The organism is Amycolatopsis sp. NPDC049252, from assembly GCF_043197175.1.
In the GTDB taxonomy this organism is placed as follows: Bacteria; Actinomycetota; Actinomycetes; order Mycobacteriales; family Pseudonocardiaceae; genus Amycolatopsis.
The window spans coordinates 13,868-38,399 of the sequence record NZ_JBICSQ010000001.1 but is presented as its reverse complement, the minus strand read 5'-3'; the positions used below and the strand labels follow the sequence as shown (position 1 = coordinate 38,399).

At 70.2% G+C, this 24,532-nt stretch carries 25 protein-coding genes; 18 read left to right on the top strand and 7 right to left on the bottom strand.

Translation table 11 applies throughout. The features are described from left to right. Positions 1-264 precede the first annotated feature (264 nt). Genes ACGFMK_RS00190 through efeU form a run of 6 tightly spaced genes read right to left on the bottom strand, consistent with a single transcriptional unit; the run spans position 265 to position 5,715 of the window. Positions 265-675 (bottom strand): PPOX class F420-dependent oxidoreductase, encoded by a 411-nt coding sequence (locus tag ACGFMK_RS00190; protein WP_392755566.1) that lies wholly within the window; start codon positions 673-675, stop codon positions 265-267. Between the two features lie 33 nt (positions 676-708). Beyond that, the gene (locus ACGFMK_RS00185; protein ID WP_392757513.1) at positions 709-1,851 is read right to left on the bottom strand and encodes an SGNH/GDSL hydrolase family protein; all 1,143 of its coding nucleotides are present in this window, start codon (positions 1,849-1,851) and stop codon (positions 709-711) included. Beyond that, positions 1,848-2,417 (bottom strand): TetR/AcrR family transcriptional regulator, encoded by a 570-nt coding sequence (locus tag ACGFMK_RS00180; protein ID WP_392755564.1) that lies wholly within the window; start codon positions 2,415-2,417, stop codon positions 1,848-1,850. The genes ACGFMK_RS00185 and ACGFMK_RS00180 overlap by 4 nt, the downstream gene beginning before the upstream one ends. A 48-nt stretch (positions 2,418-2,465) precedes the next feature. Continuing rightward, complete coding sequence (gene efeB / locus ACGFMK_RS00175; protein WP_392755561.1) at positions 2,466-3,722, bottom strand: iron uptake transporter deferrochelatase/peroxidase subunit; 1,257 nt, start codon at positions 3,720-3,722, stop codon at positions 2,466-2,468. Beyond that, positions 3,719-4,873 carry an iron uptake system protein EfeO gene (gene efeO, locus ACGFMK_RS00170; protein ID WP_392755557.1) on the bottom strand — a complete coding sequence of 385 codons (1,155 nt, stop codon included), beginning with the start codon at positions 4,871-4,873 and terminating at the stop codon, positions 3,719-3,721. Before efeO ends, efeB begins: the two co-directional genes overlap by 4 nt. After that, a complete protein-coding gene (gene efeU / locus ACGFMK_RS00165; RefSeq protein WP_392755555.1) occupies positions 4,870-5,715 on the bottom strand; it encodes an iron uptake transporter permease EfeU in 846 nt (281 codons plus the stop codon). The genes efeO and efeU overlap by 4 nt, the downstream gene beginning before the upstream one ends. 370 nt (positions 5,716-6,085) lie before the next feature. Here efeU and ACGFMK_RS00160 point away from each other — a divergent pair, with 370 nt between their 5' ends. Next, on the top strand, positions 6,086-6,835 hold the full coding sequence (locus tag ACGFMK_RS00160) for a murein transglycosylase (RefSeq protein ID WP_392757507.1): 750 nt from the start codon (positions 6,086-6,088) through the stop codon (positions 6,833-6,835). 264 nt (positions 6,836-7,099) lie between these two features. Here ACGFMK_RS00160 and ACGFMK_RS00155 read toward each other — a convergent pair whose 3' ends face one another. Further along, on the bottom strand, positions 7,100-7,501 hold the full coding sequence (locus ACGFMK_RS00155) for a tetratricopeptide repeat protein (protein WP_392755552.1): 402 nt from the start codon (positions 7,499-7,501) through the stop codon (positions 7,100-7,102). 72 nt (positions 7,502-7,573) lie between these two features. Between ACGFMK_RS00155 and ACGFMK_RS00150 the strand changes: the two genes are divergently transcribed. The 17 genes from ACGFMK_RS00150 (at position 7,574) to ACGFMK_RS00070 (ending at position 24,493) form a co-directional block, all read left to right on the top strand. Further along, a complete protein-coding gene (locus tag ACGFMK_RS00150) occupies positions 7,574-8,035 on the top strand; it encodes a VOC family protein (RefSeq protein WP_392755549.1) in 462 nt (153 codons plus the stop codon). A 99-nt stretch (positions 8,036-8,134) separates the two neighbouring features. After that, positions 8,135-9,421, top strand: a complete 1,287-nt coding sequence (gene eno, locus ACGFMK_RS00145) for a phosphopyruvate hydratase (protein WP_247018364.1) — start codon at positions 8,135-8,137, stop codon at positions 9,419-9,421. Positions 9,422-9,627: 206 nt separating this feature from the next. Then, a complete protein-coding gene (locus tag ACGFMK_RS00140; protein ID WP_392755545.1) occupies positions 9,628-9,990 on the top strand; it encodes a septum formation initiator family protein in 363 nt (120 codons plus the stop codon). Positions 9,991-10,058: 68 nt separating this feature from the next. Continuing rightward, a complete protein-coding gene (locus tag ACGFMK_RS00135; RefSeq protein WP_392755542.1) occupies positions 10,059-10,568 on the top strand; it encodes a DUF501 domain-containing protein in 510 nt (169 codons plus the stop codon). A 151-nt stretch (positions 10,569-10,719) separates the two neighbouring features. Next, positions 10,720-11,889 (top strand): lytic transglycosylase domain-containing protein, encoded by a 1,170-nt coding sequence (locus ACGFMK_RS00130; protein WP_392755539.1) that lies wholly within the window; start codon positions 10,720-10,722, stop codon positions 11,887-11,889. Positions 11,890-11,916: 27 nt separating this feature from the next. Next, positions 11,917-12,870 carry an exopolyphosphatase gene (locus tag ACGFMK_RS00125; RefSeq protein WP_392755537.1) on the top strand — a complete coding sequence of 318 codons (954 nt, stop codon included), beginning with the start codon at positions 11,917-11,919 and terminating at the stop codon, positions 12,868-12,870. A 564-nt stretch (positions 12,871-13,434) separates the two neighbouring features. Beyond that, a complete protein-coding gene (locus ACGFMK_RS00120) occupies positions 13,435-15,063 on the top strand; it encodes an ABC transporter substrate-binding protein (RefSeq protein ID WP_392755534.1) in 1,629 nt (542 codons plus the stop codon). Between the two features lie 118 nt (positions 15,064-15,181). Further along, a complete protein-coding gene (locus ACGFMK_RS00115; RefSeq protein ID WP_392755531.1) occupies positions 15,182-16,111 on the top strand; it encodes an ABC transporter permease in 930 nt (309 codons plus the stop codon). Continuing rightward, entirely contained in the window at positions 16,104-17,057 is a 954-nt protein-coding gene (locus tag ACGFMK_RS00110) for an ABC transporter permease (RefSeq protein ID WP_392755528.1), read from the top strand. The genes ACGFMK_RS00115 and ACGFMK_RS00110 overlap by 8 nt, the downstream gene beginning before the upstream one ends. Positions 17,058-17,063: 6 nt before the next feature. Beyond that, positions 17,064-18,059: an ABC transporter ATP-binding protein gene (locus tag ACGFMK_RS00105; RefSeq protein ID WP_392755525.1), complete on the top strand. Its 996-nt coding sequence runs from the start codon at positions 17,064-17,066 to the stop codon at positions 18,057-18,059. Further along, positions 18,052-19,050 (top strand): ABC transporter ATP-binding protein, encoded by a 999-nt coding sequence (locus ACGFMK_RS00100; protein ID WP_392755522.1) that lies wholly within the window; start codon positions 18,052-18,054, stop codon positions 19,048-19,050. Before ACGFMK_RS00105 ends, ACGFMK_RS00100 begins: the two co-directional genes overlap by 8 nt. 72 nt (positions 19,051-19,122) lie before the next feature. Beyond that, positions 19,123-20,847 (top strand): S8 family serine peptidase, encoded by a 1,725-nt coding sequence (locus ACGFMK_RS00095; protein ID WP_392755520.1) that lies wholly within the window; start codon positions 19,123-19,125, stop codon positions 20,845-20,847. A 102-nt stretch (positions 20,848-20,949) separates the two neighbouring features. Then, positions 20,950-21,762 (top strand): hypothetical protein, encoded by an 813-nt coding sequence (locus tag ACGFMK_RS00090; RefSeq protein WP_392755517.1) that lies wholly within the window; start codon positions 20,950-20,952, stop codon positions 21,760-21,762. A gap of 60 nt (positions 21,763-21,822) precedes the next feature. Beyond that, on the top strand, positions 21,823-22,608 hold the full coding sequence (locus ACGFMK_RS00085; protein ID WP_392755514.1) for a hypothetical protein: 786 nt from the start codon (positions 21,823-21,825) through the stop codon (positions 22,606-22,608). Further along, positions 22,605-23,393: a hypothetical protein gene (locus tag ACGFMK_RS00080; protein WP_392755511.1), complete on the top strand. Its 789-nt coding sequence runs from the start codon at positions 22,605-22,607 to the stop codon at positions 23,391-23,393. Before ACGFMK_RS00085 ends, ACGFMK_RS00080 begins: the two co-directional genes overlap by 4 nt. 18 nt (positions 23,394-23,411) lie before the next feature. Further along, the gene (locus ACGFMK_RS00075; protein WP_392755508.1) at positions 23,412-23,951 is read left to right on the top strand and encodes a hypothetical protein; all 540 of its coding nucleotides are present in this window, start codon (positions 23,412-23,414) and stop codon (positions 23,949-23,951) included. Between the two features lie 68 nt (positions 23,952-24,019). Beyond that, positions 24,020-24,493, top strand: coding sequence for a hypothetical protein (locus tag ACGFMK_RS00070; RefSeq protein ID WP_392755505.1), 474 nt, complete (start codon positions 24,020-24,022; stop codon positions 24,491-24,493). The last annotated feature ends 39 nt before the right edge of the window (positions 24,494-24,532 follow it).

Here is a 24,532-nt window from a genome sequence, read left to right as displayed (position 1 = left end):
CCTGCGCCGGGTCTGCTAATGGGGCGTCAACGGCAATAACGACACTGGCACCGCGAAGTGCCATTCCGCCAACGCCGGCGAGACCGTCACCTGGCAGGACGACCCGCTCTCCAGCAACATCCCGGGCGGCGTCCAGAAGGTCTACGCGATCCTGTCCATCGACGACTACGTCGGCGTCCACCAGGTGTGGTGCACCCGCGCCGCCTGCGGCACCCTGTCGTGACCCGGCGGTGCGGGCACCCCCAGTGCCCGCACCGCCGGCCGTCAGACGTTGCGGATGTTCGTTTCCAGTTCCAGCGGTTCCCGGTCCCAGTCCTCGACGCCGAAGGCGAGGATCCGCTCCGGGTGGATGCGGATCACCGCGTCGTCGAAGTGGTTGTCCGGGAGGTTGACGCCGACCAGTGCCTCGGCGCGGCCGCGGATCTCCAGGCAGCGGACGCGCCACGGGTTCGTCGACGGGAGGTCGTCGACGACGAAGGCGACCCGGTCGTTCGTCGCGATGTTGCGGAACTTCTTGCTGGTGCGCAGGTTGTGCCCGGTGACGTCGACGGTCTTCTCGTCCGGGTTGTAGCGGAAGCCGACCGGGTTGACCTGGAGCTTGCCGTCGGGCTGGGCCGTCGCCAGCCGGCCCAGGGGCTGGCCGGCGAGGTACGCGAGCTCTGCTTCGGTGAACATGCGCCCAGCATTCAACTTCAAGCGAGCTTGAAGTCAAGCGAAGACGCCATCCGCGAACACGAGCTTCGTGAACCGCTCGCCGATGCGGCGGTGGGCCGCGGGGTCCGGGTGCAGGTTGTCCGGCAGCGGGAACTCCGCGAAGTCCGCTTCGCCGTACAGCGCGCGGCCGTCGAGGTAGTGCAGGTCCGGATCGCGGCGAGCCGACACGATCCGCGCCAGCTCGCTCCGGACGACCTCCAGCGTCAGCTTGCCCGCGGCCGTCTCGGCGGGGTCACCGGTGGCCCGGAACCGCACCTGCCCGGCGGCCAGCGCCTCGTGGTCGAAGTCCCCGGGCCCGGGCGTCTGCTCGTGGATCGGGCAGAGGATCGGCGAGACGACCAGCAGTGGCGTGTCCGGGTGGCCGTCGCGGATGGTGTCGAGGAACCCGTGCACGGCCGGGCCGAACGCGCGCAGGCGCATCAGGTCGGCGTTGACCACGTTGATGCCGAGCTTGACGCTGATCAGGTCGGCCGGGGTGTCCCGCAGCGCGCGGGCGGTGAACGGGTCGAGCAGCGCGTTGCCGCTGAACCCGAGGTTCACCAGGTCCACACCCGCGGCGGTCGCGGCGAGCGCGGGCCAGGTGGCCGACGGGCTCGCCGCGTTCGAGCCGTGACTGATCGAGCTGCCGTGGTGCAGCCAGACCCGGCCGGGCGACGGCGCGGCCTCGACCGGCGCGTCGGTGCGCAGGGCCACCAGCTCGGTGATCTCGTTGTGCGGCAACCAGATCTCGACGTCCTTGGGGTCGGTGCCCAGCCCGGCGAACCGGACGGCGCCGGCCGGCCCGTCGGCCGGCGAGCCGTTGCCGGTGAGCGGGTCGACGGTCAAGGTGCGGCCGCCCTCGACCACGCCCGACTGTGCGAGCCGGCCGTCGACGAGCAGGTCGTAGACGCCGTCCGGGCGCGGCGGGGCCCCCGCGTAGACCAGCTTCGTGGGCCGGGTTTCCAGCTCGACGACGTCGGCCCGGGTCCGGAACCGCAACCGGACGCCCGCGGGCTGCGCCTCGGCCATCGCGAGGCGCGGGTCGGTGTTCTGCTCCCGGGCCCGCGCCGGCAGCCGGTGCGGCACCAGGCCGAGTTCGGTGGTTTCGAGTTCGAGGGCGCCGCGAACCAGTGAGGCGGTGACGGGTGTCGTGATCAAGAGGTCGGCCAATCGCGAAGAAGGGTGTCGAGCACGGCGAGGATCCGGGTCCAGGACTCCTGCGAGGCGGGGGAGCTGTGGTCGAAGCCGCCCTGGGACTCCAGGTCGACGTACCCGTGGAAGACACTGCCCAGCAGCCGGACGGCGTGTGTGTCGTCCGGCCCGGTGAGGTCGTAACCACGCAGGATCGCGCGCATCATCTGAGAATGCCGGCCCCCGGCGCTCGCGGCGGCGGTCTCCGGATCGAGCCGGAACTGCGCGGCGGCGTACCGGCCCGGGTGCTCCCGGGCGTAGTCGCGGTAGACGTCGGCGAAGGCCACGAGCGCGTCGCGACCCGCCCGCCCGGCCAGCGCGGCGGCGGCCCGGTCGGCGAGCTCCTCCAGCGCGAGCAGGGCGATCTTCGTCTTCAGGTCGTGCGCGTTCTTGACGTGCGAATACAGGCTCGCGACCTTGACGTCGAACCGCCGCGCCAGCTCCGACGGCGTCACCTGCTCGAAGCCGGCTTCATCGGCCAGCTCCGCCCCGGCGCGCACGACGCGTTCCGTGGTCAGCCCAGCTCGAACCATGACTACACTCCCTTTTGCCTAAAGCGAGTGTAGATCAACCTAAAGGCTTTAGGCAAACAGGGCGTCACCCCAGGAGCCGGTCGACGAAACGCCCGGCGGCACCGCGAAGTGCGCCGAGCCGGTGTGCTGGACGTACTCCATCATCGCGTCCTTCGCCGACAGCGCCTGCTGCATCGGGACGTACTGCTTGCGGGTGTCCCGGTTGAACGCCAGGAAGAACAGCCCGGCTTCGAGGTGCCCGACACCGTCCGAGCCGTCGACGAAGTTGTAGCCGCGGCGCAGGATCCGCGTCCCGTTCAACGCCTGGTGCGACGCCAGCCGGACGTGGGCGTCCTCCGCGATCAGCTTCTCGCCGCCCGCGCCGCCGACTTCCAGATCGATCTCGTCGAACTCGTTCTGCTGACCCAACGCCGCCCCGACGCCCTTCGTGCGGCCGATGATCTTCTGCTGGCCGTCGAGCGTCTCGCGGTCCCACGTCTCGATGTGCATCCGGATCCGGCGGGCCACCAGGTAGCTGCCGCCGGCCATCCAGGCCTGCCCGTCGGCCGCCGTGGCCCACACCTGGTCGCGCAGGTAGTCCGTGTCCTCGGATTTGATGTTGTTCGTGCCGTCCTTGAAGCCGAACAGGTTCCGCGGTGTCTGCTGCGCCCGCGACGTCGACGAGCTGCGGCCGAAGCCGAGCTGCGACCAGCGGACCTCGGTGACGCCGAAGCCGAGCCGCACCAGGTTGCGCACCGCGTGCACGGCGACCTGCGGGTCGTCCGCGCACGCCTGGATGCACAGGTCGCCGCCGCTGCGGGCCGGGTCGAGCTTGTCCTTCGGGAACAGCGGCAGGTCGATCAGCTGCGGCGGCCGCTTCGACGCCAGGCCGAAGCGGCCGTCGAACAGCGACGGCCCGAAGCCGATGGTCAGCGTCAGGTGCGACGCGGGCAGGTCGAGAGCCTCGCCGGTGTCGCCCGGCGGGGCGAACTCGCCGCCGCCGACCGCGCCGTTCGCGACGACCTCCTGGCCCGCCGTCATCCGGCGGGCCGCGTCGGTCCACGTCTTGAGCAGCTGCCGCAGTTTCTCGCGGTCGGTGGTCGTCACGTCCAAGGCGGCGAAGTGCAGGTTCGCCTGGGCCGGCGTGACGATCCCGGCCTGGTGCTCGCCGTGGAAGTCGACGGTGTTGACCGACGCCTCGGCGTTGCCACTCGTCGCCTTGTCGATCCCGATGCCCGCCGCGGCCCCGGCTCCGGCGAGCGCGACACCCGCTCCCGCCAGGCCGAAGAGCTTCCGACGGGAGACGCGGGTGCCGTCTTCGGTCACTTGGACACAACCTCCGCAACCTTGCTCAGCGGCTCGCTCAGCGCGTCGACGGCACTGGCGAACGCCTTGATCTCGTCCTGGGACAGCTGGTTGTAGAGCTTGTAGCCGTCCCCGGCGCGGGTCTTGTCGAGCAGGCCCTGCACGTTCGCGAACTCCTTGTCCAAAGTGGACACGAGGGCGGCGTCACGCTCCTGCAGCAGCGGCCGCAACGAAGCGATCGCGCCCTTCGAGCCGTCCACGTTGGCCTGAAAGTCCCACAGGTCAGTGTGCGAGAAGGTCTCTTCCTCGCCGGTGATCTTCCCGGTGGCGACCTCGTCGAGCAGGCCCTTCGCGCCGTTCGCCAGGTCGAGCGCGGTCAGCTGCAGCGTCTTCGACTTCGCGACGAGGTCCTTGACGTCGGTGAGCAGCTTGTCCGCGATCTGCGCGCTGTCAGGCTTCAGGCCGGTGACGTACAGGTCCTTCTCGAGCCGGTGGAACCCGGTGAACTGCTGACCCTGCTCGAGGTCGGCCTCGCGGACGTCGATGGCCGGGTCCAGGTCGCCGAACTTCTCGGCGACCGGCTCGATGCGCTCGTAGTAGGTCCGGGTGCGCGCGTACGCGGCCTTCGCCTCGTCGACCTGGCCGGCCTTGACGAGGTCGACGAACTTGCCCGTCTCCTCCTCCAGCGCGGTGGTGTTGTTCGCGACGTAGTCGGCGTAGCTCTTGGTGGCTTGGGCCTTCTGGGCGCCGGCGTCGGTCTGCTTCGCCGCGCCACCGGTGATGGTGAAGTCCCCGCGGATGCCGTTGCCGGCCATGCCCGGCTTGCACGCCGTCTGGTACTTGCCGGCGTCGGAGGCTTCGACGATCAGGCGCCGGTTGAGCCCGGGCGCGATGTTCTCGACCTCGCCGACGATCCGGTCGCCCTCGGCGTAGAGGTAGAACTCGGTGACCTTGGTGCCCTTGTTGGTGATCTCGAAGGTCACGTTGCCCGCCGCGGCGGTGTTGGCGGAGACGGTGCACGCGCTGTCGGACGCCTCGACCTTGATCGGGCCGCCGGCCGTGGAGGTCTCGTTCCCGGTGCTGCCCTGGCTGTCGCACGCGGCGAGCGTCACCAGCGCGGCGGCGCCGGCCACCAGGGCCAGCGGGGTTCTGCGGGTCTTGCGCACGGTCACTCCTTCGAGGCGGCCGCGGCGGCGGGGGCCGGCGCGGTCTTCTTGCTGGGCTTGAGGAAAAGGGGCAGCACGACGGCGACGTAGGCGACCCACGCGACGGCCTGCAGCACGGTCGTCTGCTGCGAGTAGTTGAGGATGCCCTTGAGCAGGGCGCCGTACCAGGACGTCTCCGGCAGCACGTCCGAGGCGTCGAAGGCGAGGGTGTTGATGCCCGGCAGGAACGCGGCCTCCTGCAGGTCGTGCAGGCCGTAACCGAGCACGCCGGCGGCGACGAACACCAGCAGCACGCCGGTGATCGTGAAGAACTTCGACAGGTTGAACCGGACGGCGCCGCGGTAGAGCAGGTAAGCCAGCACGATCGCGACGAGGATGCCGACGGCGAACCCGACCAGCGGCTGCACGGTGTTCGACTGCGCGGTCTGCACGGCGGAGTAGAAGAACACCGCGGTCTCGAGGCCTTCGCGGCCGACCGCGAGGAAGGACAGCAGCAGCACGGCCATCGGGCCGACGTCCAGCGCGTCGTCCATCTTCCCGCGCAGCTCGGCGGCGATGCTCTTGGACGCCTTGCGCATCCAGAAGATCATCGCCGTGACGAACACGACGGCGACGATCGACAGGCTGCCGCCGAGCAGCTCCTGGTGCTCGAACGACAGCTGGGCGGTCGTGTAGGTGAGCACGGCGCCGACGGCGACCGACAGCAGCACCGCGGCGCCGACGCCGGGCCACACCCAGCGCAGCGCGTGCCGCCGGTCGGTCTTGACCAGGAAGGCCACGAGGATGCTGACGACCAGCGCGGCCTCCAGGCCCTCACGCAGCCCGATCAACGCGCTCGAGAACAACAACGGTCCGCCTCCTGTTTTCGTCCGCCCCCGTGAAGTTTTTAGGTAAGGCTCACCTGTAAGTCCAGTGAGCGCACGTCCGGGAGAGGCGGCGGAACCGGGCAAAAGGGACCGGCGGGTGAAGTTAGGTTAGGGTAACCGCAGGTCAGCGTGCTGCGCGTCGACTCGATAACAAAATCTGTGACGTCGCTGGCAGCGGACCGGTTTTTACCCTGCGTTTGCCTGGTCAGGCGACCGAGGTCCCTCTTGAGTGGCTCCGTAACCTGTTCGGGTGGCCGATACCGCTCAGCCGACCGTCACACCTCCGGACTCGCCGCCCTCGGGCGGTCCACCGAGGCGCTATCTCGGCCGGGCGGCTCTCGCGGTGGTGCTGGTGGTCGCCGGCGTGGTCCTGGTGCTCACCATCGGCGTCCGGAACCCCAACGAGCCGCAGTTGGTGCCGCCACCGGTCCAGCCGGCGCTGGCCATCCCGCAGCAGCGGCCGCAGCCCGGCGCGGAGTCACCGCGGGCCGGGCTCGCCGCGCCGGTCGACCGGCCGGCGGTGTCCGACCAGGCCGAGCTCGACGCGTGGGCGGCCAGGGTCGCGGACAAGACGCACATCCCGGCGCGCGTGGTTTCGGCGTACGGCCGGGCGGAGATGTGGATGCAGCGGCAGAAGCCGACGTGCCACCTCTCGTGGGCGACGCTCGCGGGCATCGGCCGGGTCGAGGCCGAGCGCGGGAAGTTCGACCTCTCGGCGATCCGGCCGGACGGCCGCGTGGTGATGCCGGTGGTCGGCCCGCCGCTGGACGGCTCACCCGGCGTCCCGGCGGTGCACGACACCGACGGCGGCAAGCTCGACGGCGACAAGTCGTGGGACCACCTGATCGGCCCGCTGCAGTTCCCGCCGTCGACGTGGAAGAAGTACCAGGAGCGCGCCAACGGCGACGGGGGCACGCCCGACCCCCAGAACGTCGACGACGCGGCCTTCACGGCGGCGCGCTACCTGTGTTCCGGCGGCGACGACCTGGGCACGCCGGCGGGCTGGTGGCGCGCGGTGCTGTTCTACAACTCGGCCGTGACGTACGGCCAGGACGTCTTCAGCGCGGCGGACGCCTACGCGGAGGCGAGCGTCGCACCCTGAGCGGCAACGGGCAGGCGGCCAAGACCTGCCCGGTGCCGCTCAGAGCTCGCGGTCGGCGAACAGCGGCGTCACGGCCATCAGCACCAGCAGCACCAGCCCGGCGTACGCACCCAATGTGGCGAAGATCGACATTTCCGGTTCCTCCCTGTTCGGTCTGGAACCAGCTTCTCCCGGCGAGGGGTGTTCGCGGATCGGCCGAGGGGCCCGCGAACATCAGCCGAAAGTACGGTCGTCCGGCCCTGGTCGTCGTCCTTCCGGAGGACTTCAGTCCCGGAGAGCGATGTGCGCCTTGACCTCGCTGATCGCTTCCAGGTACTCCGGCACCGGGTTCATCGCCGAAGCGATCTTCAGCTGCGCCAGGGACTCGACGAACCGGCCGAGGCGCTGCAGGGTGCGGCCGAGCAGGAACCGGGCGTAGTGGTCCGTCGGATCCAGCTCCAGCACCCGGGTCAGCGCCTGCTCGGCCCGACGCAGCTGCGCCGAGTGGAAGTACGCGCGGCCGGCCAGCAGGTGCACCGACGGCTTGTCCGTTTCGGATTCCAGAAGCGGTTGCAACGCCTTCAGCGCGTCGAGCGGGCGACGGCGGCCGACGAGCTCTTCGGCCTGGCGGAAGGCATGGAACCGCGACTCCTCGGGAGGCTGCGAAGCAGCTGCGGCGTCCGTCATGGTCACTCCGACTTTACCTCGGGAGAGGGGCTAACACACGCCCGTGAACGGGACGTGATGGACTCTGGCGCCATGAGCAGCGGGTACCGGGGCCTGGCGCCCTACCTCTACTACGCCGACGCCACCACGGCGCTCGCCTGGCTGACCAGGGTCTTCGGGTTCACCGAGGAGGTCCGCTTCTGCGACGCCGCGGGCGAGGTCTTCCAGGCGACGCTCCGCGCGGGCGAAGCCCGGATCCAGATCGCGGGCGTCGGCCCGGGCTACTGGCAGGCCAAGGGCGTCGACAGTCCGGTCGGCCAGCTCAACATCCTGTACGTGGACGACGTCGACGCCTGCCACGAGCGGGTCGAGGCGGCGCTCGGCGAGGAGGGCGAGCTCGAACCGCCGCAGGACCAGCCCTACGGCGCGCGGGTGTTCACCGTCGCCGATCTCGGCGGCAACAGCTGGACGTTCTGGCAGCAGACGTCCGACACGGTCGAACTGCCGCCGGGCTGGCAGGCGGTCCGCGCGGGCGGTGAGTCCTCCAACGAGTGAACTGCGTCGACGGCTAGGCTGGCCGTGTTACCACCGCCGACGTTCGCTTTCCCGCGGAGGCGGCATCAAGCACAGGCACGACGCACCGAGGAGCATGGCGTGGCTCTCATCGAGCAGGTAGGCGCGCGCGAGATTCTGGACTCGCGTGGCAACCCGACCGTCGAGGTGGAGGTGGCTCTCGACGACGGCACCCTGGCGCGGGCCGCGGTCCCGTCGGGTGCGTCCACCGGCGAACACGAAGCGGTCGAGCTCCGCGACGGCGACACCGGCCGCTACAACGGCAAGGGCGTCGAGCGCGCGGTCGCCGCGGTGCTCGACGAGATCGGCCCGGAGATGGTCGGCATCGAAGCCGTCGACCAGCGGATCGTGGACCAGAAGCTGGTCGACCTCGACGGCACGCCGGCGAAGTCCCGCCTCGGCGCGAACGCCATCCTCGGCGTCTCGCTGGCCGTCGCGAAGGCCGCCGCCGAGTCGGCCGAGCTGGAGCTCTTCCGCTACCTGGGCGGGCCGAACGCGCACGTGCTGCCGGTCCCGATGCTGAACATCCTCAACGGCGGTTCGCACGCGGACAGCAACGTCGACGTCCAGGAGTTCATGATCGCGCCGATCGGCGCGGAGACCTTCCGCGAGGCCCTGCGCTGGGGCGCCGAGGTCTACCACTCGCTGAAGTCGGTGCTGAAGGGCCGCGGCCTTTCGACCGGTCTGGGCGACGAAGGCGGCTTCGCGCCGAACCTGGCGAACAACCGCGAGGCGCTCGACCTGATCCTGCAGGCCATCGAGAAGGCCGGCTACGCGCCGGGCCGCGACGTCGCGCTCGCGCTGGACGTCGCCGCGACGGAGTTCTTCGCCGACGGCGCGTACACCTTCGAAGGCAGCAAGAAGAGCGCCGAGCAGATGTCGGCGTACTACGCCGAGCTGATCCGCGACTACCCGATGGTGTCCATCGAGGACCCGCTGAGCGAGGACGACTGGGACGGCTGGGTCACCCTGACCGCCGAGATCGGCGAGAAGGTCCAGATCGTCGGCGACGACCTGTTCGTCACCAACCCGGACCGGCTCGAGGAGGGCATCACCCGCCGCGCCGCCAACGCGCTGCTGGTGAAGGTCAACCAGATCGGCACCCTCTCCGAGACGCTCGACGCGATCTCGCTGGCCACGTCGTTCGGCTACAAGTCGATGATGAGCCACCGCTCCGGGGAGACCGAGGACACGTTCATCGCGGACCTGGCGGTCGCCACCGGCGTCGGCCAGATCAAGACCGGTGCCCCGGCCCGCGGCGAGCGGATCGCCAAGTACAACCAGCTGCTGCGCATCGAGGAGACCCTCGGTGACGCCGCCCGGTACGCCGGCGAGCTGGCCTTCCCGCGGTTCAGCGCCGAGGGCTGAGCATGGCGGACCGGGGGAGGGCACCACGCAGCCGGGGCGGCAGCCGCGCCGCCGGTGGCGGTGCCACGCGGGTCGGCGGGTCTTCACGGGCTCGCCGCCCCGAGGCGGCACGGGCCCGACGCACCGGCGACGCGGAGACGACCAGGGCCCGGCTCCGCCGGGGTCTGGCCCAGAAGCGCGCGTCGGGTGCGGCGAAGGTGCTCGGCATGTCCACCACCCGCCGCGCGGCGGTGGTGGCGATCGTGGTGTGCGCGCTGGCGTTCACCATCGCCGTGCCGCTGCGCACTTACCTCTCCCAGCGGACAGAAATCCGCCAGCAGCAGGCCCAGCAGGCGTTGCTGCAGCAGACGGTCGCTCAGCTCCAGGGCCGCAAGGCCGAGCTGAGCGACCCGGCGCAGATCGAGGCGGAGGCCCGCCGCCGGCTCCGGTACGTCAAGCCGGGCGAGACGCCGTACATCGTCCAGCTGCCGGAGGACAAGGCGCCGGACACGGTCCCGCAGTCGGGACAGCAGCAGATCCCGGACGGCTCCTGGTACGACAACCTCTGGAACCAGGTCTCCGGCGGTTAGCGTTACGCCACATTGGGGCGCTCGGGGTCCGGCTCGGGTGGTGAGCCTCACGCATTAACCTTGAGCACGTGAACAGCACGCAGCAGCACCGGTTCGAGCCCGTCACCGACGCCGACCGCGAGATCATCGCGGAGCAGCTCGGGCGGCCGCCGCGGGCGCTGCGGGCCGTGGCCGCGCGGTGCCCGAGCGGGCACCCCTCCGTGGTGCAGACCAGCCCGCGGCTGGAGAACGGCACGCCGTTCCCGACCCTCTACTACCTCACGTGCCCGAAGCTGAATTCGATGATCGGCACCATCGAGGCGTCCGGGATCATGAAGGAGATGACCGAGCGGCTCGCCACCGATCCCGAGCTGGCCGCGCAGTACCAGCGCACCCACGAGACGTACCTCGCCGAGCGGGACGCGATCGAGCCGCTCGGCCACCAGGTCACCGCCGGAGGCATGCCGGGGCGCGTCAAGTGCCTGCACGTGCACGTCGCCCACTCGCTCGCGGTCGGTCCCGGGGTGAACCCGTTCGGTGACGAGACGCTGGCGCTCCTCAAGGCGAACGGGTGGCCCACGGGAGAGTGTGCCGAGTAACGAACGCGGGCGGTGAGGAGATAACTGGTCTGGGTGAGCTAAATCCCCGGTCCGGGAAGATCCCGACTCCCGAAGGGGTGAAACCGCGCCCCGGGTACGGCAGGCTGTCACCCGAGGGTGGGGACCGGTCCGGCCAGGAGGGTTTCGAGTCATGCGCGTGCGGCGACTGCCTGACGCAGTCGGGAGCTACACCCGAAGATTCGGGATCCGCCACCGCAGCGCGTACCCGCTGATCACCGGGGTCCTCGCGGTGATCCCGGCGCTGGTGGCCGGGGCGGTCACGCTCGGCTGGCTCGGCGGGAGCGGTGACCACACCCGCGACGCCGCGCTCGGCCAGGGCTACGACCCCGGACACGCCGCCCTCCAGCAGATCGCCGTCGACGGCACCCTCCCCGGCGCGCCCATCCCGCTGCCGCTGCCGGCCTACGAGCTCCCCGACGGCCCCCTCGGCGTCCCGGCCACCGCGCTCGCCGCGTACCACAACGCCGCCGACATCCTCGGCCGCGAGCAGCCCGCGTGCCACATCGACTGGGCCCTGATCGCCAGCATCGGCCGCATCGAGTCCAACCACGCCCGCGGCGGTTACGTCGACGCGAACGGCACCACGCGCGAGCCCATCCTCGGCCCCGAGCTCAACGGCCAGGGCGGCTTCGCCGCGATCCCGGACACCGACCAGGGCCTGCTCGACACGGACCCGGTGTGGGACCGCGCGGTCGGCCCGACCCAGTTCATCCCGGGGACCTGGCGCGGCTACGCCTCCGACGGCAACGGCGACGGCAAGTCCGACCCGAACAACATCTTCGACGCGGCCCTGGCCACCGGCCGTTACCTCTGCTCGGGCGGCTTCGACCTGACGAACCCGGACCAGCTGCGCGGCGCGATCTACCGCTACAACAACTCCGACACGTACGTGAACACGGTGATCCTCTGGGCCGAGGCGTACCGCAGCGGCATCATGCGGATCCCGGACAGCACGGTCCCGATCGGCGCGCCCAACGCGGCGCTGGGGCCCCCGCCGCCGTCGGTCCCGCCCCCGCCGGTCCCCACGACGACGGCGAGCGCTCCGCCGACGACGACCACGCCGGGCGGCACGTCGACCGTGCCGACGACGTCGAAGCCGTGCGCCCCGCCGACGACCACGCCGACCACGACGACGGAGATCAGCGTCACCACGGTCCCGTCCCCGACGACGACTCCGCCCGGCCCCAACACCACGCCCAGCGATCCGACGACCACGCCGACCCCGAGCTGCGGCGCGGTCGTCACCTCGGTCAGCACGTCGACCACCCTGACCACGACCACGCTGACACCCACCAGCTGAGGAGCCCGTGGCAGCTAGGGTGATCTCATGCCTCGTGTTGCCGCGATCGACTGTGGGACCAACTCCATCCGTCTGCTCGTCGCCGAGCTGACCCCGCGCCACGACGGCACGGTGGACCTGCGCGACCTGCACCGCGAGATGCGGATCGTCCGGCTCGGCCAGGGTGTCGACGCCACCGGCGAGCTCGCTCCGGAGGCCCTGGAGCGGACGAGGGCCGCACTAGCCGACTACACGATCGCGGCCCGCCGCAAGGGCGCCGAGAAGGTGCGCATGGTCGCCACGTCCGCGACCCGCGACGCGAGCAACCGCGACGAGTTCTTCCGCATGACCCGCGAGACCCTCGGCACCGAGGCCGAGGTGATCAGCGGGGACGAGGAGGCCCGGCTGTCGTTCACCGGCGCGGTCGGGGAGCAGGACCCGGACGACGGCCCGTTCGTCGTGGTCGACGTCGGCGGCGGCTCGACCGAGCTCGTCCTCGGCACCTGGGACGGCCGCAAGGCCGAGGTGCTCGCCGCGAAGTCCGTCGACATCGGGTGCGTCCGGATCACCGAGCGCGCCCTCAAGAGCGACCCGCCGACCGCCGAGGAGATCACCGCCGCGCGCGACCTGGCCGGGAAGGTGCTGACCGAGGCGTTCGACGTCGTCGACGTGTCGCGCGCTCGCACGTGGGTGGGCGTCGCGGGCACGGTGACCACGCTGTCGGCCATCGCGCTCGGGCTGCCGGAGTACGACAGCGAGCGCGTCCACCTGTCCAAGCTCGGCCCCGCGGACATCGACCGGCTCGCCTCGGAGCTGCTCGCGGCCGACCACGCCACCCGCGCGGCCAACCCGGTGATCCACCCGGGCCGGGTCGACGTGATCGGCGGCGGCGCCGTGGTGGTCCAGACCCTCGCCGAGCAGTTCGCGGCCCGCGGCGGCCCGACCGAGCTGGTGGTCAGCGAGCACGACATCCTGGACGGCATCGCCCTTTCACTCGTCTGATCCGCTGCTTCCGGGCCCAGGATCGAACGCCGGGGCGCTCAGCAGCCGCCGATCTCCTTCGCACCCCGGGTGCGCGAGGAGCCGCTGCCGAGCAGGTTGTTCCAGTGGACGAACGGGGGCTCCTCGCGCTATCCGCATGCCTTGGCGGCCTGCGGCGCCGAGCGCGGTCGGCTGCCGAAGAGCGCCACATCGTGGGTGGTGCTCACCGCCGACACGCGCGGACCGCCGACACGGTTTAGCGCCGGCGCGGCCGGTCCAGACCAGTCACAACCAGTAACTTCGCGGTGACGCACTCTCGGTAGTGGTCCAGGCCACTTCCGTCCGTTGGCATGCCTGAAAGAGCTTGTGCCGCAACGGAATCCGCGACCCACCCTCGGTGAGCGACCGATGACCCGGCGTCCGCGCTGGGCCGTCCGGAGTATCCGAATTCCAACCTTTGTTGTGCTCCAACCAGGTGGTCCTGACGGTCGTCACACATTTGCAACACCGCAGTCCTGTGATCGGCTTCGCCGCCCCCGATAGCGTGCGTCCCATCTTTCGGACAGCCGGATAGTGGAGGGGATCATGCGTCGTTCGCGCAGGCTCTGGGGAAGTTCCGCGGTGGTGACCACGCTGGCATTGGTGCTCGCCGCCTGTGGCGGCGGGTCATCAGGTGACTCCGCGGGCGCGGGCGGGACGAATCCGGACGGCTCGGTGAGCATCTACGGCACCGAACCGGAGAACTCGCTGGTCCCCACCAACACCAACGAGCTGGGCGGCACCAAGGCGATCCAGCCGATGTTCGCCACCCTGGTCGGCTTCAAGGGAGCGGACGCACAGCCGTTCAACCTGATGGCCGACTCGATCACGACGACCGACTCCAAGGTCTACGACATCAAGATCAAGCAGGGCTGGAAGTTCCACGACGGCACCGAGGTGAAGGCGCACAACTTCATCGACGCCTGGAACTACGGCGCCTACGCCCCGAACGGGCAGCTCAACACCGACTTCTACTCGAACATCCAGGGGTACAAGGACGTCCACCCCGCGGACGAGAACGCCAAGCCGGCCACGGACAAGATGTCCGGTCTGGTCGCCAAGGGCGACTACGAGTTCCAGGTGACGCTGGACGCGCCGTTCTCGGTGTTCTCGATCAAGGTCGGGTACACCGCCTTCGCGCCGCTGCCCGACTCGTTCTTCAAGGACCCGAAGGGCTTCGCGGCGCACCCGATCGGCAACGGCCCGATGAAGTTCGTCTCGCGGTCGCCGAACCAGGACATCAAGCTCACCCGCTTCGACGACTACAAGGGTGACGACAAGGTCCACTTCAAGGACCTCGACATCAAGATCTACTCCAGCCAGGAGACGGCCTACCAGGACCTCCTGAGCGGGCGCCTCGACTTCATGGAGGCGCTGCCGCCGTCGGCCGTCGCGGGCGGCAAGTACAAGGCCGACCTCGGCGACCGCCTGGTCACCGGCCACCTGCTCGGCATCAGCACCATCGCCGTGCCGTACTACGTCCCGGGTTACAACAACCTCGAACTGCGCAAGGCGATCTCCATGGCGATCGACCGGGCCCAGATCACCAAGACCGTCATGAACGACACCTACGTGCCGGCCGACGGCTACATCTCGCAGGGCATCCCGGGCGCTCGCGCCGGTGTCTGCCAGTTCTGCAAGTACGACCCGGCCGCGGCGAAGGAAGCCTTCGCGAAGTCCGGCTTCAAGGGCAAGCTGACCATCGCGTCCAACGCGGACGGCGGCCGCAAGGAACCGCTGGTCGCGGCGTGCAACAGCATCAAGAACACCCTCGGCGTGGAGTGCGACTTCGTGCCGGCCACCGACTTCGGCCAGTGGCGCAGCATCGTGAACGGCAAGAAGCTGACGGGCATGGGCCGGTCGGACTGGTCCGCGGACTACCCGTCCATCGAGGACTTCCTCAACCCGATCTACAAGACCGGTGGGTCCTCGAACGACTCCGACTACTCGAACCCGCAGGTCGACGCGGCCCTCGCCCAGGCCGACGCCACGGCCGACAAGGACGCCGCGGTCAAGCTGTACCAGCAGGCCGAGGACCTGATCGCGAAGGACCTGCCCTCGATCCCGGTGTGGGACGAGAAGGGTGTCGCGGCGAAGTCGAAGAACCTCAAGTCGGCGGCCCTGGACTTCCGCCGCATGCCGGACTACCCGTCCATCGAGGTCCTGAAGAAGTAGTGCCGCGCTGATCTGCCGCAACCACCACCACGGCGTGGGGGGGGGGGGGGGGGGGGCCCCCCCCCCCCCCCCCCCCCCCCCCCCCCCCCCCCCCCCCGGCGCGCACTAGGAACTCGTCATGATCCGTTATGTCCTCCGACGGCTGCTCCAGCTGATCCCGGTCTTCTTCGGCACCACGTTCCTGATCTACGTGCTGGTCTGGGCGGTGCCCGGCGACCCGTTCGCCGGCAAGTGCGGGCAGACCGCCTGCCCCCCGGCGTTCGTCGCCCAGATGACCGAGAAGTTCCACCTGAACGACAACCTGTTCGTCCAGTACTTCAAGTACCTCGGGAGCCTGTTCACCGGCGACTGGGGCGAAACCTTCAACGGCACCTCGGTCGGCGAGCTGATCGCCACCTCCTACCCGATCACGCTGCGCCTCGCCGTGGTCGCGGTGGTCATCGAAGCCGTCATCGGCCTCGCCGCCGGTGTGCTGACCGGCCTGCGCGGCAAGGGTTTCCTCGACAACCTGGTGCTGGTCTCGACCACGTTCCTGATCTCGCTGCCGGTGTTCGTCACGGCGATCGTGCTGCAGCTGGTCCTGGGCACCAACGGCCTGGGCCTGATCGAGGCCAGCGTGTCGGACAACCCCGGCATCGGCGAGCTGATCGTGCCCGGCATCGCGCTCGGCAGCCTGTCCATGGCCTACGTCGCCCGGCTGTCGAGGACGAGCATCGCCGAAAACCGCCGCGCCGACTACGTCCGGACGGCGATCGCGAAGGGCCAGCCCACCCGCCGCGTCGTCGGCGTCCACCTGCTGCGCAACTCGGTGATCCCGGTGCTGACGTTCCTCGGCACCGACCTCGGCGCCCTGATGGGCGGCGCGATCGTCACCGAAGGCGTGTTCAACATCAACGGCCTGGGCGGGCTCATCTTCCGCGGCATCCAGAACCGGGAGAGCGCCACCGTCGTCGGCGTGGTCGTCCTGCTGGTGCTGGTGTACCTGCTGATGAGCCTGATCGTCGACCTGCTCTACGCCGTTCTCGACCCGAGGATCCGCTATGACTGACCCGAACCTGGTGGGCGGCGGCGGGGCCGACGCGGCCGAGCTGTCCCGCGTCGACGACTCCGCCGCCGGCACGCAGAAACCCCGCAGCCTGTGGGCGGACGCCTGGCGCCAGCTGCGCCGCAAGCCGGCGTTCGTCGCGTCGGCCGTGATCATCCTGGTCATCGTGGTGATCGCGATCGCTCCCGGCCTGTTCAGCTCGCGCAACGCGGGCTTCAGCGATCTGGCGCACGCCAACGAAGGACCGTCCGCGGACGCCTGGTTCGGCTACGACAACCAGGGTGCCGACGTCTACGCACGCACGATCTACGGCACCCGCGCGTCGCTGCTGGTCGGGGTGTTCTCGACGCTGCTGACCGTCCTGTTCGGCTCGCTCGTCGGCATCCTCGCCGGCTACTACGGGCGGTTCGTCGACAGCCTGCTGTCGCGGTTCGGCGACATCTTCGCCGGCCTGCCGTTCGTGCTCGGCGCCATCGTCATCCTGACGACGTTCAACGCGCCCGGCACGAACCCGGGCGCGGTCACGATCATCGTCCAGGTGGTCTGCTCGATCGCCGTGCTGAGCTGGCCGGTGGCCATGCGCATCATGCGGTCGGCGACGCTGGTGGCCAAGCAGCTCGACTACGTCAAGGCCGCGCGCGGCCTCGGCGCGAGCACGCCGCGGATCATCTTCCGGCACCTGCTGCCGAACACGCTCGCGCCGGTGCTGGTGTACGCCACCATCGCGCTCGGCGCGTTCATCGGCGCCGAAGCGACGCTGGCCTACCTCGGCATCGGCGTGCGCGCGCCGGTGATCTCGTGGGGTGTGATGATCAGCGACTCGCGGGACTACTTCCGCAGTGACCCGCACATGCTGCTGTTCCCCGGTGCCTTCGTCACCCTGACCGTGCTGGCCTTCGTGATGCTGGGTGACGGCATCCGCGACGCGCTCGATCCGAAGTCGAGGTAGATCCCCTTGTCCGACAACGAACTCCTGCTCGAAGTAGAGGATCTGCACGTCGAGTTCCGGACGTCCGACGGCGTGGCGAACGTGCTCAACGGCGTCGGCTACTCCGTGCACGCCGGGGAGACGCTGGCGGTGCTCGGCGAGTCCGGCTCCGGCAAGAGCGTCACCGCGCAGACCGTGATGGGCATCCTCGACATGCCGCCCGGCGTGATCACCGGCGGCGCCGTGCGCTGGCGCGGCGAAGACCTGCTGACGGCGTCCGAGGACCGCCGCCGGGAGGTGCGCGGCAGCGAGATCGCGATGATCTTCCAGGACGCGCTCTCCGCGCTGAACCCGGTGTTCACCGTGGGGTTCCAGATCGAGGAGCAGCTGCGCGTGCGGCTCGGGATGTCCAAGAAGGACGCCCGGAAGCGCGCGATCGAGCTGCTGGACATCGTCCGGATCCCGGCCGCCGACCGGCGGATCAAGGACTACCCGCACCAGTTCTCCGGCGGGATGCGCCAGCGCGCGATGATCGCGATGTCACTGGCGCTGGACCCGGACCTGCTCATCGCCGACGAGCCGACCACCGCGCTCGACGTCACCGTGCAGGCCCAGATCATGGACCTGCTGGGCGAGATCCAGGCGGAACGGCAGATGGGCCTGGTGCTCATCACGCACGACCTCGGGGTGGTCGCCGAGGTCGCGGACCGGATCGCGGTGATGTACGCGGGCCGGATCGTGGAGCAGGCCGACGTCGTCGAGCTGTTCCGCGCGCCGGCCCACCCCTACACCGCCGCGCTGATGGACTCCCTGCCCCGGCTCGACCTCAAGGGACAGACACTGGAGACCATCAAGGGCCTGCCGCCGAGCCTGCTCGACGTCCCGCCCGGCTGTCCGTTCCACCCGCGGTGCAAGCGGGCCGAAGACCGGTGTTCGTCGGAAGTCCCGCCCTCGCGCGGGATCGGCTTCGGCCGGACGAGCGCGTGTCACTTCGCCGAAGAGGTGGTGAACTCCCGTGCCTGAACCGATTCTCTCGGTCACTGACCTGAAGAAGTACTTCCCGGTCCGCACCGGCATCCTGTTCAAGCGCACGGTCGGCCAGGTCAAGGCGGTCGACGGCGTCTCGTTCGACCTGATGCCCGGCGAGACCCTCGGCGTCGTCGGCGAGTCCGGCTGCGGCAAGTCGACGCTGGCGCAGGTGCTGATGCGCCTGGAGGAGCCGACCGGCGGCACCGCGCAGTTCGAAGGCCGCGACATCTTTTCGATGCGCGGCAACGAGATGCGCAAGCTGCGGCGCGAGATCCAGATCGTGCTGCAGGACCCGTACACGTCGCTGAACCCGCGGATGACCGTCGGCGACATCGTCGGCGAGCCGTTCGAAATCCACTCCGACGTCGCGCCGAAGGGCTCGCGGGCGAAGAAGGTGCAGGAGCTGCTGGAGGTGGTCGGGCTCAACCCCGAGCACCTCAACCGCTACCCGCACCAGTTCTCCGGCGGGCAGCGCCAGCGCATCGGCATCGCGCGGGCGCTGGCGTTGCGGCCCAAGGTGATCATCTGTGACGAGCCCGTGTCCGCATTGGACGTTTCGATCCAGGCGCAGGTGATGAACCTGCTGGGCGACCTGCAGGACGAGTTCGGGCTGTCGTACGTCTTCATCGCGCACGACCTTTCGGTGGTGCGGCACCTGTCCAACCGGGTCGCGGTGATGTACCTCGGCAAGATCGTCGAGATCGGCACGGACGAGGAGATCTACGAGCGACCGTCCCACCCGTACACCCAGGCGCTGCTGTCCGCGGTACCGGTCGCGGATCCGGCGGTGCGCGGGCAGCGGCAGATCATCCGGCTCGAGGGCGACGTCCCGAGTCCCCTGGATCCCCCGTCCGGCTGCCGGTTCCGGACGCGGTGCTGGAAGGCGCAGGACCGCTGCGCCGAGGAGGTCCCGGAGCTGGTGCCCCGGACCGACGGTCACTTGTCAGCTTGTCACTTCGCGGAGCAGAAGTCGGTTGTTCCATAACGTACGTTTGGCCGTTGTTTACGCAATGTCCGATCTATACGGTGCAGGAACCGCTTTCCGAGGAGGAGAAACGTGAAGAGACCCAGGCTTCTCGCCGCGGCGCTGGCCGTTCCGTTGTTCGGGGCGATCACCGCGGTGGCGGTCCCGGTCGCGTCGGCGCAGCCCGCGCTGGCCGGCCCGGCGACCGAGTTCACCGTGCTCGCCAAGGACGTCCAGAGCGTCGCGAGCGCGCAGAAGGCGATCCGCGACGCGGGTGGCACGGTGCTGGAAACGAACTCCGCGGTCGGCCTGATCAAGGCCAGCGCCCCGGCGTCCGGTTTCACCGAGCGCGTCTCGGCGAACCGGTCCGTGTTCGGCGCGGCCAAGGCGCAGGTCATCGGCTCGGTGCCGAAGGACGGCAAGAAGGCCAAGAACAACAACGTGGAGAAGGAAGGCCGCGGCGCCGCTTCGAAAAAGAACGCAGCCGCCACCAAGGCCGTCGGGATGGACCCGCTGGACGACCAGCTCTGGGGCCTCAAGTCCGTCCGATCGGACCTCTCGCGCACCAAGCAGCCGGGCAGCAAGCAGGTCAAGGTCGGCATCATCGACACCGGCGTCGACGGCACGCACCCGGACATCGCGCCGAACTTCGACGAGGCCGACTCCCGCAACTTCGTCAAGGACATCCCGTTCGACGTCAACGGCGTCGAGGTCGACGGCCCGTGCGAGTTCCGCGGCTGCGTCGACCCGGTCAACCACGACGACGGCGCGCACGGCACGCACGTCGCCGGCACGATCGCCGCCGCGGCCAACGGCTTCGGCGTCTCGGGTGTCGCGCCGAACGTGTCGCTGGTGAACATCCGCGCCGGCCAGGACTCGGGGTACTTCTTCCTGCAGCCGACCGTCGACGCGCTGACCTACGCCGGCGACGCCGGCATCGACGTGGTCAACATGTCGTTCTACACCGACCCGTGGCTCTACAACTGCACGGCGAACCCGGCCGACTCGGCCGCGGAACAGGCCGAGCAGCGCACGATCATCGAGGCGACGCAGCGCGCGTTGAACTACGCGCACAAGAAGGGCGTCACGATGGTGGTCGCGCTGGGCAACCAGCACACCGACCTCGGTGCGCCGCAGCCCGACACCACGAGCCCGGACTACCCGGCCAACACGACGCACCCGCGTCAGGTCGACAACGCCAGCTGCCTGAGCCTGCCGGTCGAGGGCAACCACACGATCGGCGTGAGCGCGTTCGGGCCGTCGCAGGCGAAGGCGGACTACTCGAACTACGGCACCGAGCAGATCTCGGTTTCCGCGCCGGGCGGCTACTTCCGCGACGGTTTCGGCACGCCGTGGTTCCGCACGGTCGAGAACGAGATCCTCTCGACGTACCCGAAGAACGTCGCCCTCGCCGACGGCAACATCGACGCGGCGGGCAACCTGACGCCGGCCGGCATCGCGGCGGGCGTGGAGAAGGCGACGGCGCCGGACGGCCGGGTCGGCTACTACCAGTGGCTGCAGGGCACGTCGATGGCGACGCCGCACGCGACGGGTGTCGCGGCGCTGATCGTCTCGCAGTACGGCAAGAAGTCCCACGGCGAGTTCGGCCTGGACCCGGACAAGGTCCAGCGCGTCCTCGAGGGCACGGCGTCGCAGATCGCCTGCCCGGTCCCGCGGACGGTCGACTACCTGGACGAGGGCCGCGACGCCACGTTCACCGCGACGTGTGCGGGTGACCCGTCGTTCAACGGCTTCTACGGCCACGGCGCCGTCGACGCCTACACGGCGGTGACCCACGGGTCGCAGTACCTGAAGTAGTCCTCGCGCGAACGGCCCGCTTCCCGGTTGGGAGGCGGGCCGTTTTCGCGCCAACCTTTTGGCGCGTTCGCGCGTGTACTGCCCGAGGCGAGGGGAGGGGTCATGGACGAACCGACGGAGGCCGAGGTCAGGGCGGCCAGGAAGTGGCTGGCCAAGCGCGGCGTCGAGGTGGAAGAGCCGACGACGCTGCTGGCGCTGCGGCTGGGCGCCCGCGCCGGCGCGCGGCCGCCGGGGTCGGGGCCGTGGGTGGCCTTGCTGGTGGTCGTGGCGGTGGCCGGCAACTTCGCCCTCGGATTCCTGCCGCACGCCCTCGGCCTCCGCTATTCCGACCTGCCCGAAGGCCGGTCGTTCTTCGCGCTGTACGCCGTCTTCGTGGTGGGCGCGTGGCTTGCGGTGCGGCTGGCCGACCGGCGGGCCGTGGCCCACCTGGCCGGCCGGGGGATCGACCGGCCGCGACCCTCTTGGCGGGCGTCGCTGAGCGGCTGGAACCTGGCCTCGATGGTGCTCACCTTCGGTGGTGGCGCCGTGCTCGCCGTCGTGATGGCCGTGACGACGTCGAAGCCGCACTGGGCGCTGAGCTGGCTCGGGCTCCTGGCGCTCGGGGCGGTCGTGGTGGCGGCGATCCTCACCGGTGTGCTCCGGCGGCCGGTCATCGCCGAAGACGAAGCCTCGCTCGCGGTCGACAGCCTGCTGCGCGGCGAGGACCAGTACCGCGCGCTCCCGGCGCTGTTCGCGTACCCGGCGATCTTCGACCCGCTGGTGTCCGGTGGGCAGCCGCGCGAGTTCACACCGTGGCTGGTCGGCTATTTCGCCCTGGCGGCGGCGACCGAGGCAGTCGGCTTATACGTGCAGTACCGGCGCCGAAAGCTCCCGGCGGGCGACTACGGCACCGTGGCGGCGGTCCGCGGTGCCTGACGTGGGCCCAACCTTTTGGCGCGTTCGTGCGTGTACTGCCCGAGGCGAGGGGGAGGGGTCATGGACGAACCGACGGAGGCCGAGGTCAGGGCGGCCAGGAAGTGGCTGGCCAAGCGCGGCGTGAGGGTGGCCGAGCCGACGACGCTGCTGGCGTTGCGGCTGGGGGCCCGCGGCGGAGCACGGCAGCCGGGGTACTGGGCGTGGCGGGTCGTGATGCTCGTGGTGGTGGGGCTCGCCGCCATCGTCACGCAGTTCTTGGCGCTCTGGCTTCACACGCCTTTAGGCGGCGCGTATTTCGTGGGCTTCGCCGCCGTGGTGCTGCTCATCCGGAGCTCGGTGCGGCGGGCCGACCGCCGGGCCGCGGCCTGGCTGGGCGACCGGCGCCTGGACGTGCCACGGCCGTCGTGGCGGGAGTCGCTGGGCGGCTGGTACCTGGCGTCGCTGGTGATCACCTTCGGCGGGGGCGCTCTCCTGGCCGTCGTGATGTGCGTGACGACGTCGTGGGTCTGGGCGGTGGGCTGGCTCGTCCTGCTCGCGCTCGGAGCGGTGGTGGTGGCGGTGGTCCTCGCCGAGGTGGTCCGGCGGCCGGTCATCGCCGAGGACGAGACGTCGCTCGTGATCGACGGCGTGGTGCGGACCGAAGACCCGTTCCTGGCCATGCCGGCGCTGTTCGCGCTCCCGGTGCTCTTCGACGTCCTGACGGGCCGGCAGCCGCACGAGTACACGCCGTGGCTCGTCGGCTACGTCGTTCTCGCTTACGCGACCCTGCTCGTGAGCCGCTACACGCGGTACCGGCGCCGGAAGCTCCCGGCGGGCGACTACGGCACCGTGGCGGCGGTCCGATGATCATGGTGACGGCCAGGGAGCAGGACGCGGCCCGGCTGTGGCTGGCCAAGCGCGGGCACCCGGTCGGCAGGCCGACGCCGCTGGTGACGGCGCTGGTCGGGACGCGGCTGCCGTTCAGAGGCCGCCGTTCCTGGCGGTTCATCGTCTACGCGGTGGTCGCCGTGGCCGCTGGGGGGCTGTATTCGCTGTCGTTCGGGCGCTGGATGACCGAGACGTCCGCGGTCTACTTCGCCTACTTCGCGGTGGGGCTCTCGTTCGCCGACGGCATTCGCCTGCGGGAGCGGGAACTCCGGGAGGACGTGCCGTCGGCGCACGCGCCGGATCCGTGGCGGCGCGTGCTGAGCGGCTGGTACCTCGCGTCTCTCGTGGTCGCGTTCGGTGGCGGGGTCGCGCTGGCCGTCACGATGTACTTCACGACGGGGGCCCGGACGTACGCGGTGAGCTGGCTCGGGCTGCTCGTCCTGAGCGCGCTCGTCACCGGCTGGGTGCTGGCCGGCCTGCTCCGCCGTCCGCTGGCCGCCGAAGACGCCGCGTCCCTGGCCGTCGCCCGGGCCGTGCGGGCAGAGCAACTCGTCGCCGGAACGCCGGTGCTGGCGGTCTTCCCGCTGGTGACGGACCTGCTGCTGGCGAACCACCAGCCGCCGGCGCTCACGCCGTGGCTGGTCGGCTACATCGTGGCGGCCGTGGTCCTCCAGGTGGTCAGCTGCTTCATGAACCTGCGCCGGCACCGCACCCTGCCACCGGGCCACTACGGGACACCTGCCCTGGCCCAGCCCGACCGGTGACACAGCATTGGGCACGGGGTGACCGGGCTGATCCTTGCCGGTCTCCTGGTGTTGCTGTGCCCGGAGTGCGAGTTGCGCTCGCTGCTGGGTGACGCCGAGTCGGAACTGGGGCTGCGCGGCGGTGGCCGACGCCCTGGCCGAAGGGCAGGGCTTGATCGACATCGCGGGCGAGCTTGGGGCGAAGCGGCGGACCTGCGGCCAGGTGAACTGCCGGCCACACCGCAGAACGGGCACGCCGAGATCGTCGCGAGCCATTACGAAGCCGCGTCGGCCAGCGGAAAGCGGGCAGCGAAGGGCGGGCTCACATACGCCGGGCGCGAGTACCAGAAGCACATGGGACCGAACCAGCTGCCGGTGGTTCCGGGCAAGGAATTCGACAGCGCCGGGCAGGCGATGCTGGACCGGATCCTCACCGATCCTTACGCGGACTACCAGCCAGTGACGACCGGTGGGTTCGCCGGTGGCTTCCGGCTCGTCGGAAACGAAGTGGTGAACGGTAGATTCATCGGCGCGACGTTCGATTCCAGTGGCGAGTTCAGGTACTTCGGAGTTTATTGATGACAACGGACGGCGATCAGCGATCCACCCCAGACCCGCGTGGCCGGCGGTTGAGCGGTGTTCGGTACTTGATTCCCGCTGGTGCTTCACCGGCGGCCGAGGTCGGCGACGGCCCCGTCCAGGAGGTTGCCCACGGCGTCGTCTTCGCGTTCGAAGACGGGAACGAGCTGCTCGCACGGTGGCAGATGGACGGCGAGGACGAGTTCCTCCAGCTCGGCTCGGTCGCCGAGCAGGAGGAAGGGGCTCTCGTCGAGACAGTCGATGTCCGCGCGCAGCCGGAGTGGCAGCCGCTGCTCGGCCGGAAGATCATCCGGGTGGGGACCGCCTGGCACGTGCCGTGGGAGGGGCGTCCGCCGGCCCGCTGGTCGCTGCGGGTGGAGTTCGAGGGCGGCCGGAGCGTCGTGGTCGCCCTCGGGGAGATCCGGGACGGCATCGCCGCTTACCTGCCGACCTCCGTCGTCGTTCTCTTCGAGCCGGACCAGGCCCACGCTTACGTGGTGCCGTCCAGTGAGACGTCCGCATGGGGCGGCGACTGTCCCTGAGCCGCACTCGGTGGGGCCTGGTCACGTGGCCGGGCCCCA

What these genes read in the sequence shown, in the direction of transcription:
- ACGFMK_RS00190 (WP_392755566.1), bottom strand. Translation starts at nt 675, where the DNA reads ATGTTCACCGAAGCAGAGCTCGCGTACCTCGCCGGCCAGCCCCTGGGC.
- ACGFMK_RS00180 (WP_392755564.1), bottom strand. Translation starts at nt 2,417, where the DNA reads ATGGTTCGAGCTGGGCTGACCACGGAACGCGTCGTGCGCGCCGGGGCG.
- ACGFMK_RS00155 (WP_392755552.1), bottom strand. Translation starts at nt 7,501, where the DNA reads ATGACGGACGCCGCAGCTGCTTCGCAGCCTCCCGAGGAGTCGCGGTTC.
- ACGFMK_RS00150 (WP_392755549.1), top strand. Translation starts at nt 7,574, where the DNA reads ATGAGCAGCGGGTACCGGGGCCTGGCGCCCTACCTCTACTACGCCGAC.
- ACGFMK_RS00140 (WP_392755545.1), top strand. Translation starts at nt 9,628, where the DNA reads ATGTCCACCACCCGCCGCGCGGCGGTGGTGGCGATCGTGGTGTGCGCG.
- ACGFMK_RS00130 (WP_392755539.1), top strand. Translation starts at nt 10,720, where the DNA reads ATGCGCGTGCGGCGACTGCCTGACGCAGTCGGGAGCTACACCCGAAGA.
- ACGFMK_RS00125 (WP_392755537.1), top strand. Translation starts at nt 11,917, where the DNA reads ATGCCTCGTGTTGCCGCGATCGACTGTGGGACCAACTCCATCCGTCTG.
- ACGFMK_RS00120 (WP_392755534.1), top strand. Translation starts at nt 13,435, where the DNA reads ATGCGTCGTTCGCGCAGGCTCTGGGGAAGTTCCGCGGTGGTGACCACG.
- ACGFMK_RS00115 (WP_392755531.1), top strand. Translation starts at nt 15,182, where the DNA reads ATGATCCGTTATGTCCTCCGACGGCTGCTCCAGCTGATCCCGGTCTTC.
- ACGFMK_RS00110 (WP_392755528.1), top strand. Translation starts at nt 16,104, where the DNA reads ATGACTGACCCGAACCTGGTGGGCGGCGGCGGGGCCGACGCGGCCGAG.
- ACGFMK_RS00090 (WP_392755517.1), top strand. Translation starts at nt 20,950, where the DNA reads ATGGACGAACCGACGGAGGCCGAGGTCAGGGCGGCCAGGAAGTGGCTG.
- ACGFMK_RS00085 (WP_392755514.1), top strand. Translation starts at nt 21,823, where the DNA reads ATGGACGAACCGACGGAGGCCGAGGTCAGGGCGGCCAGGAAGTGGCTG.
- ACGFMK_RS00080 (WP_392755511.1), top strand. Translation starts at nt 22,605, where the DNA reads ATGATCATGGTGACGGCCAGGGAGCAGGACGCGGCCCGGCTGTGGCTG.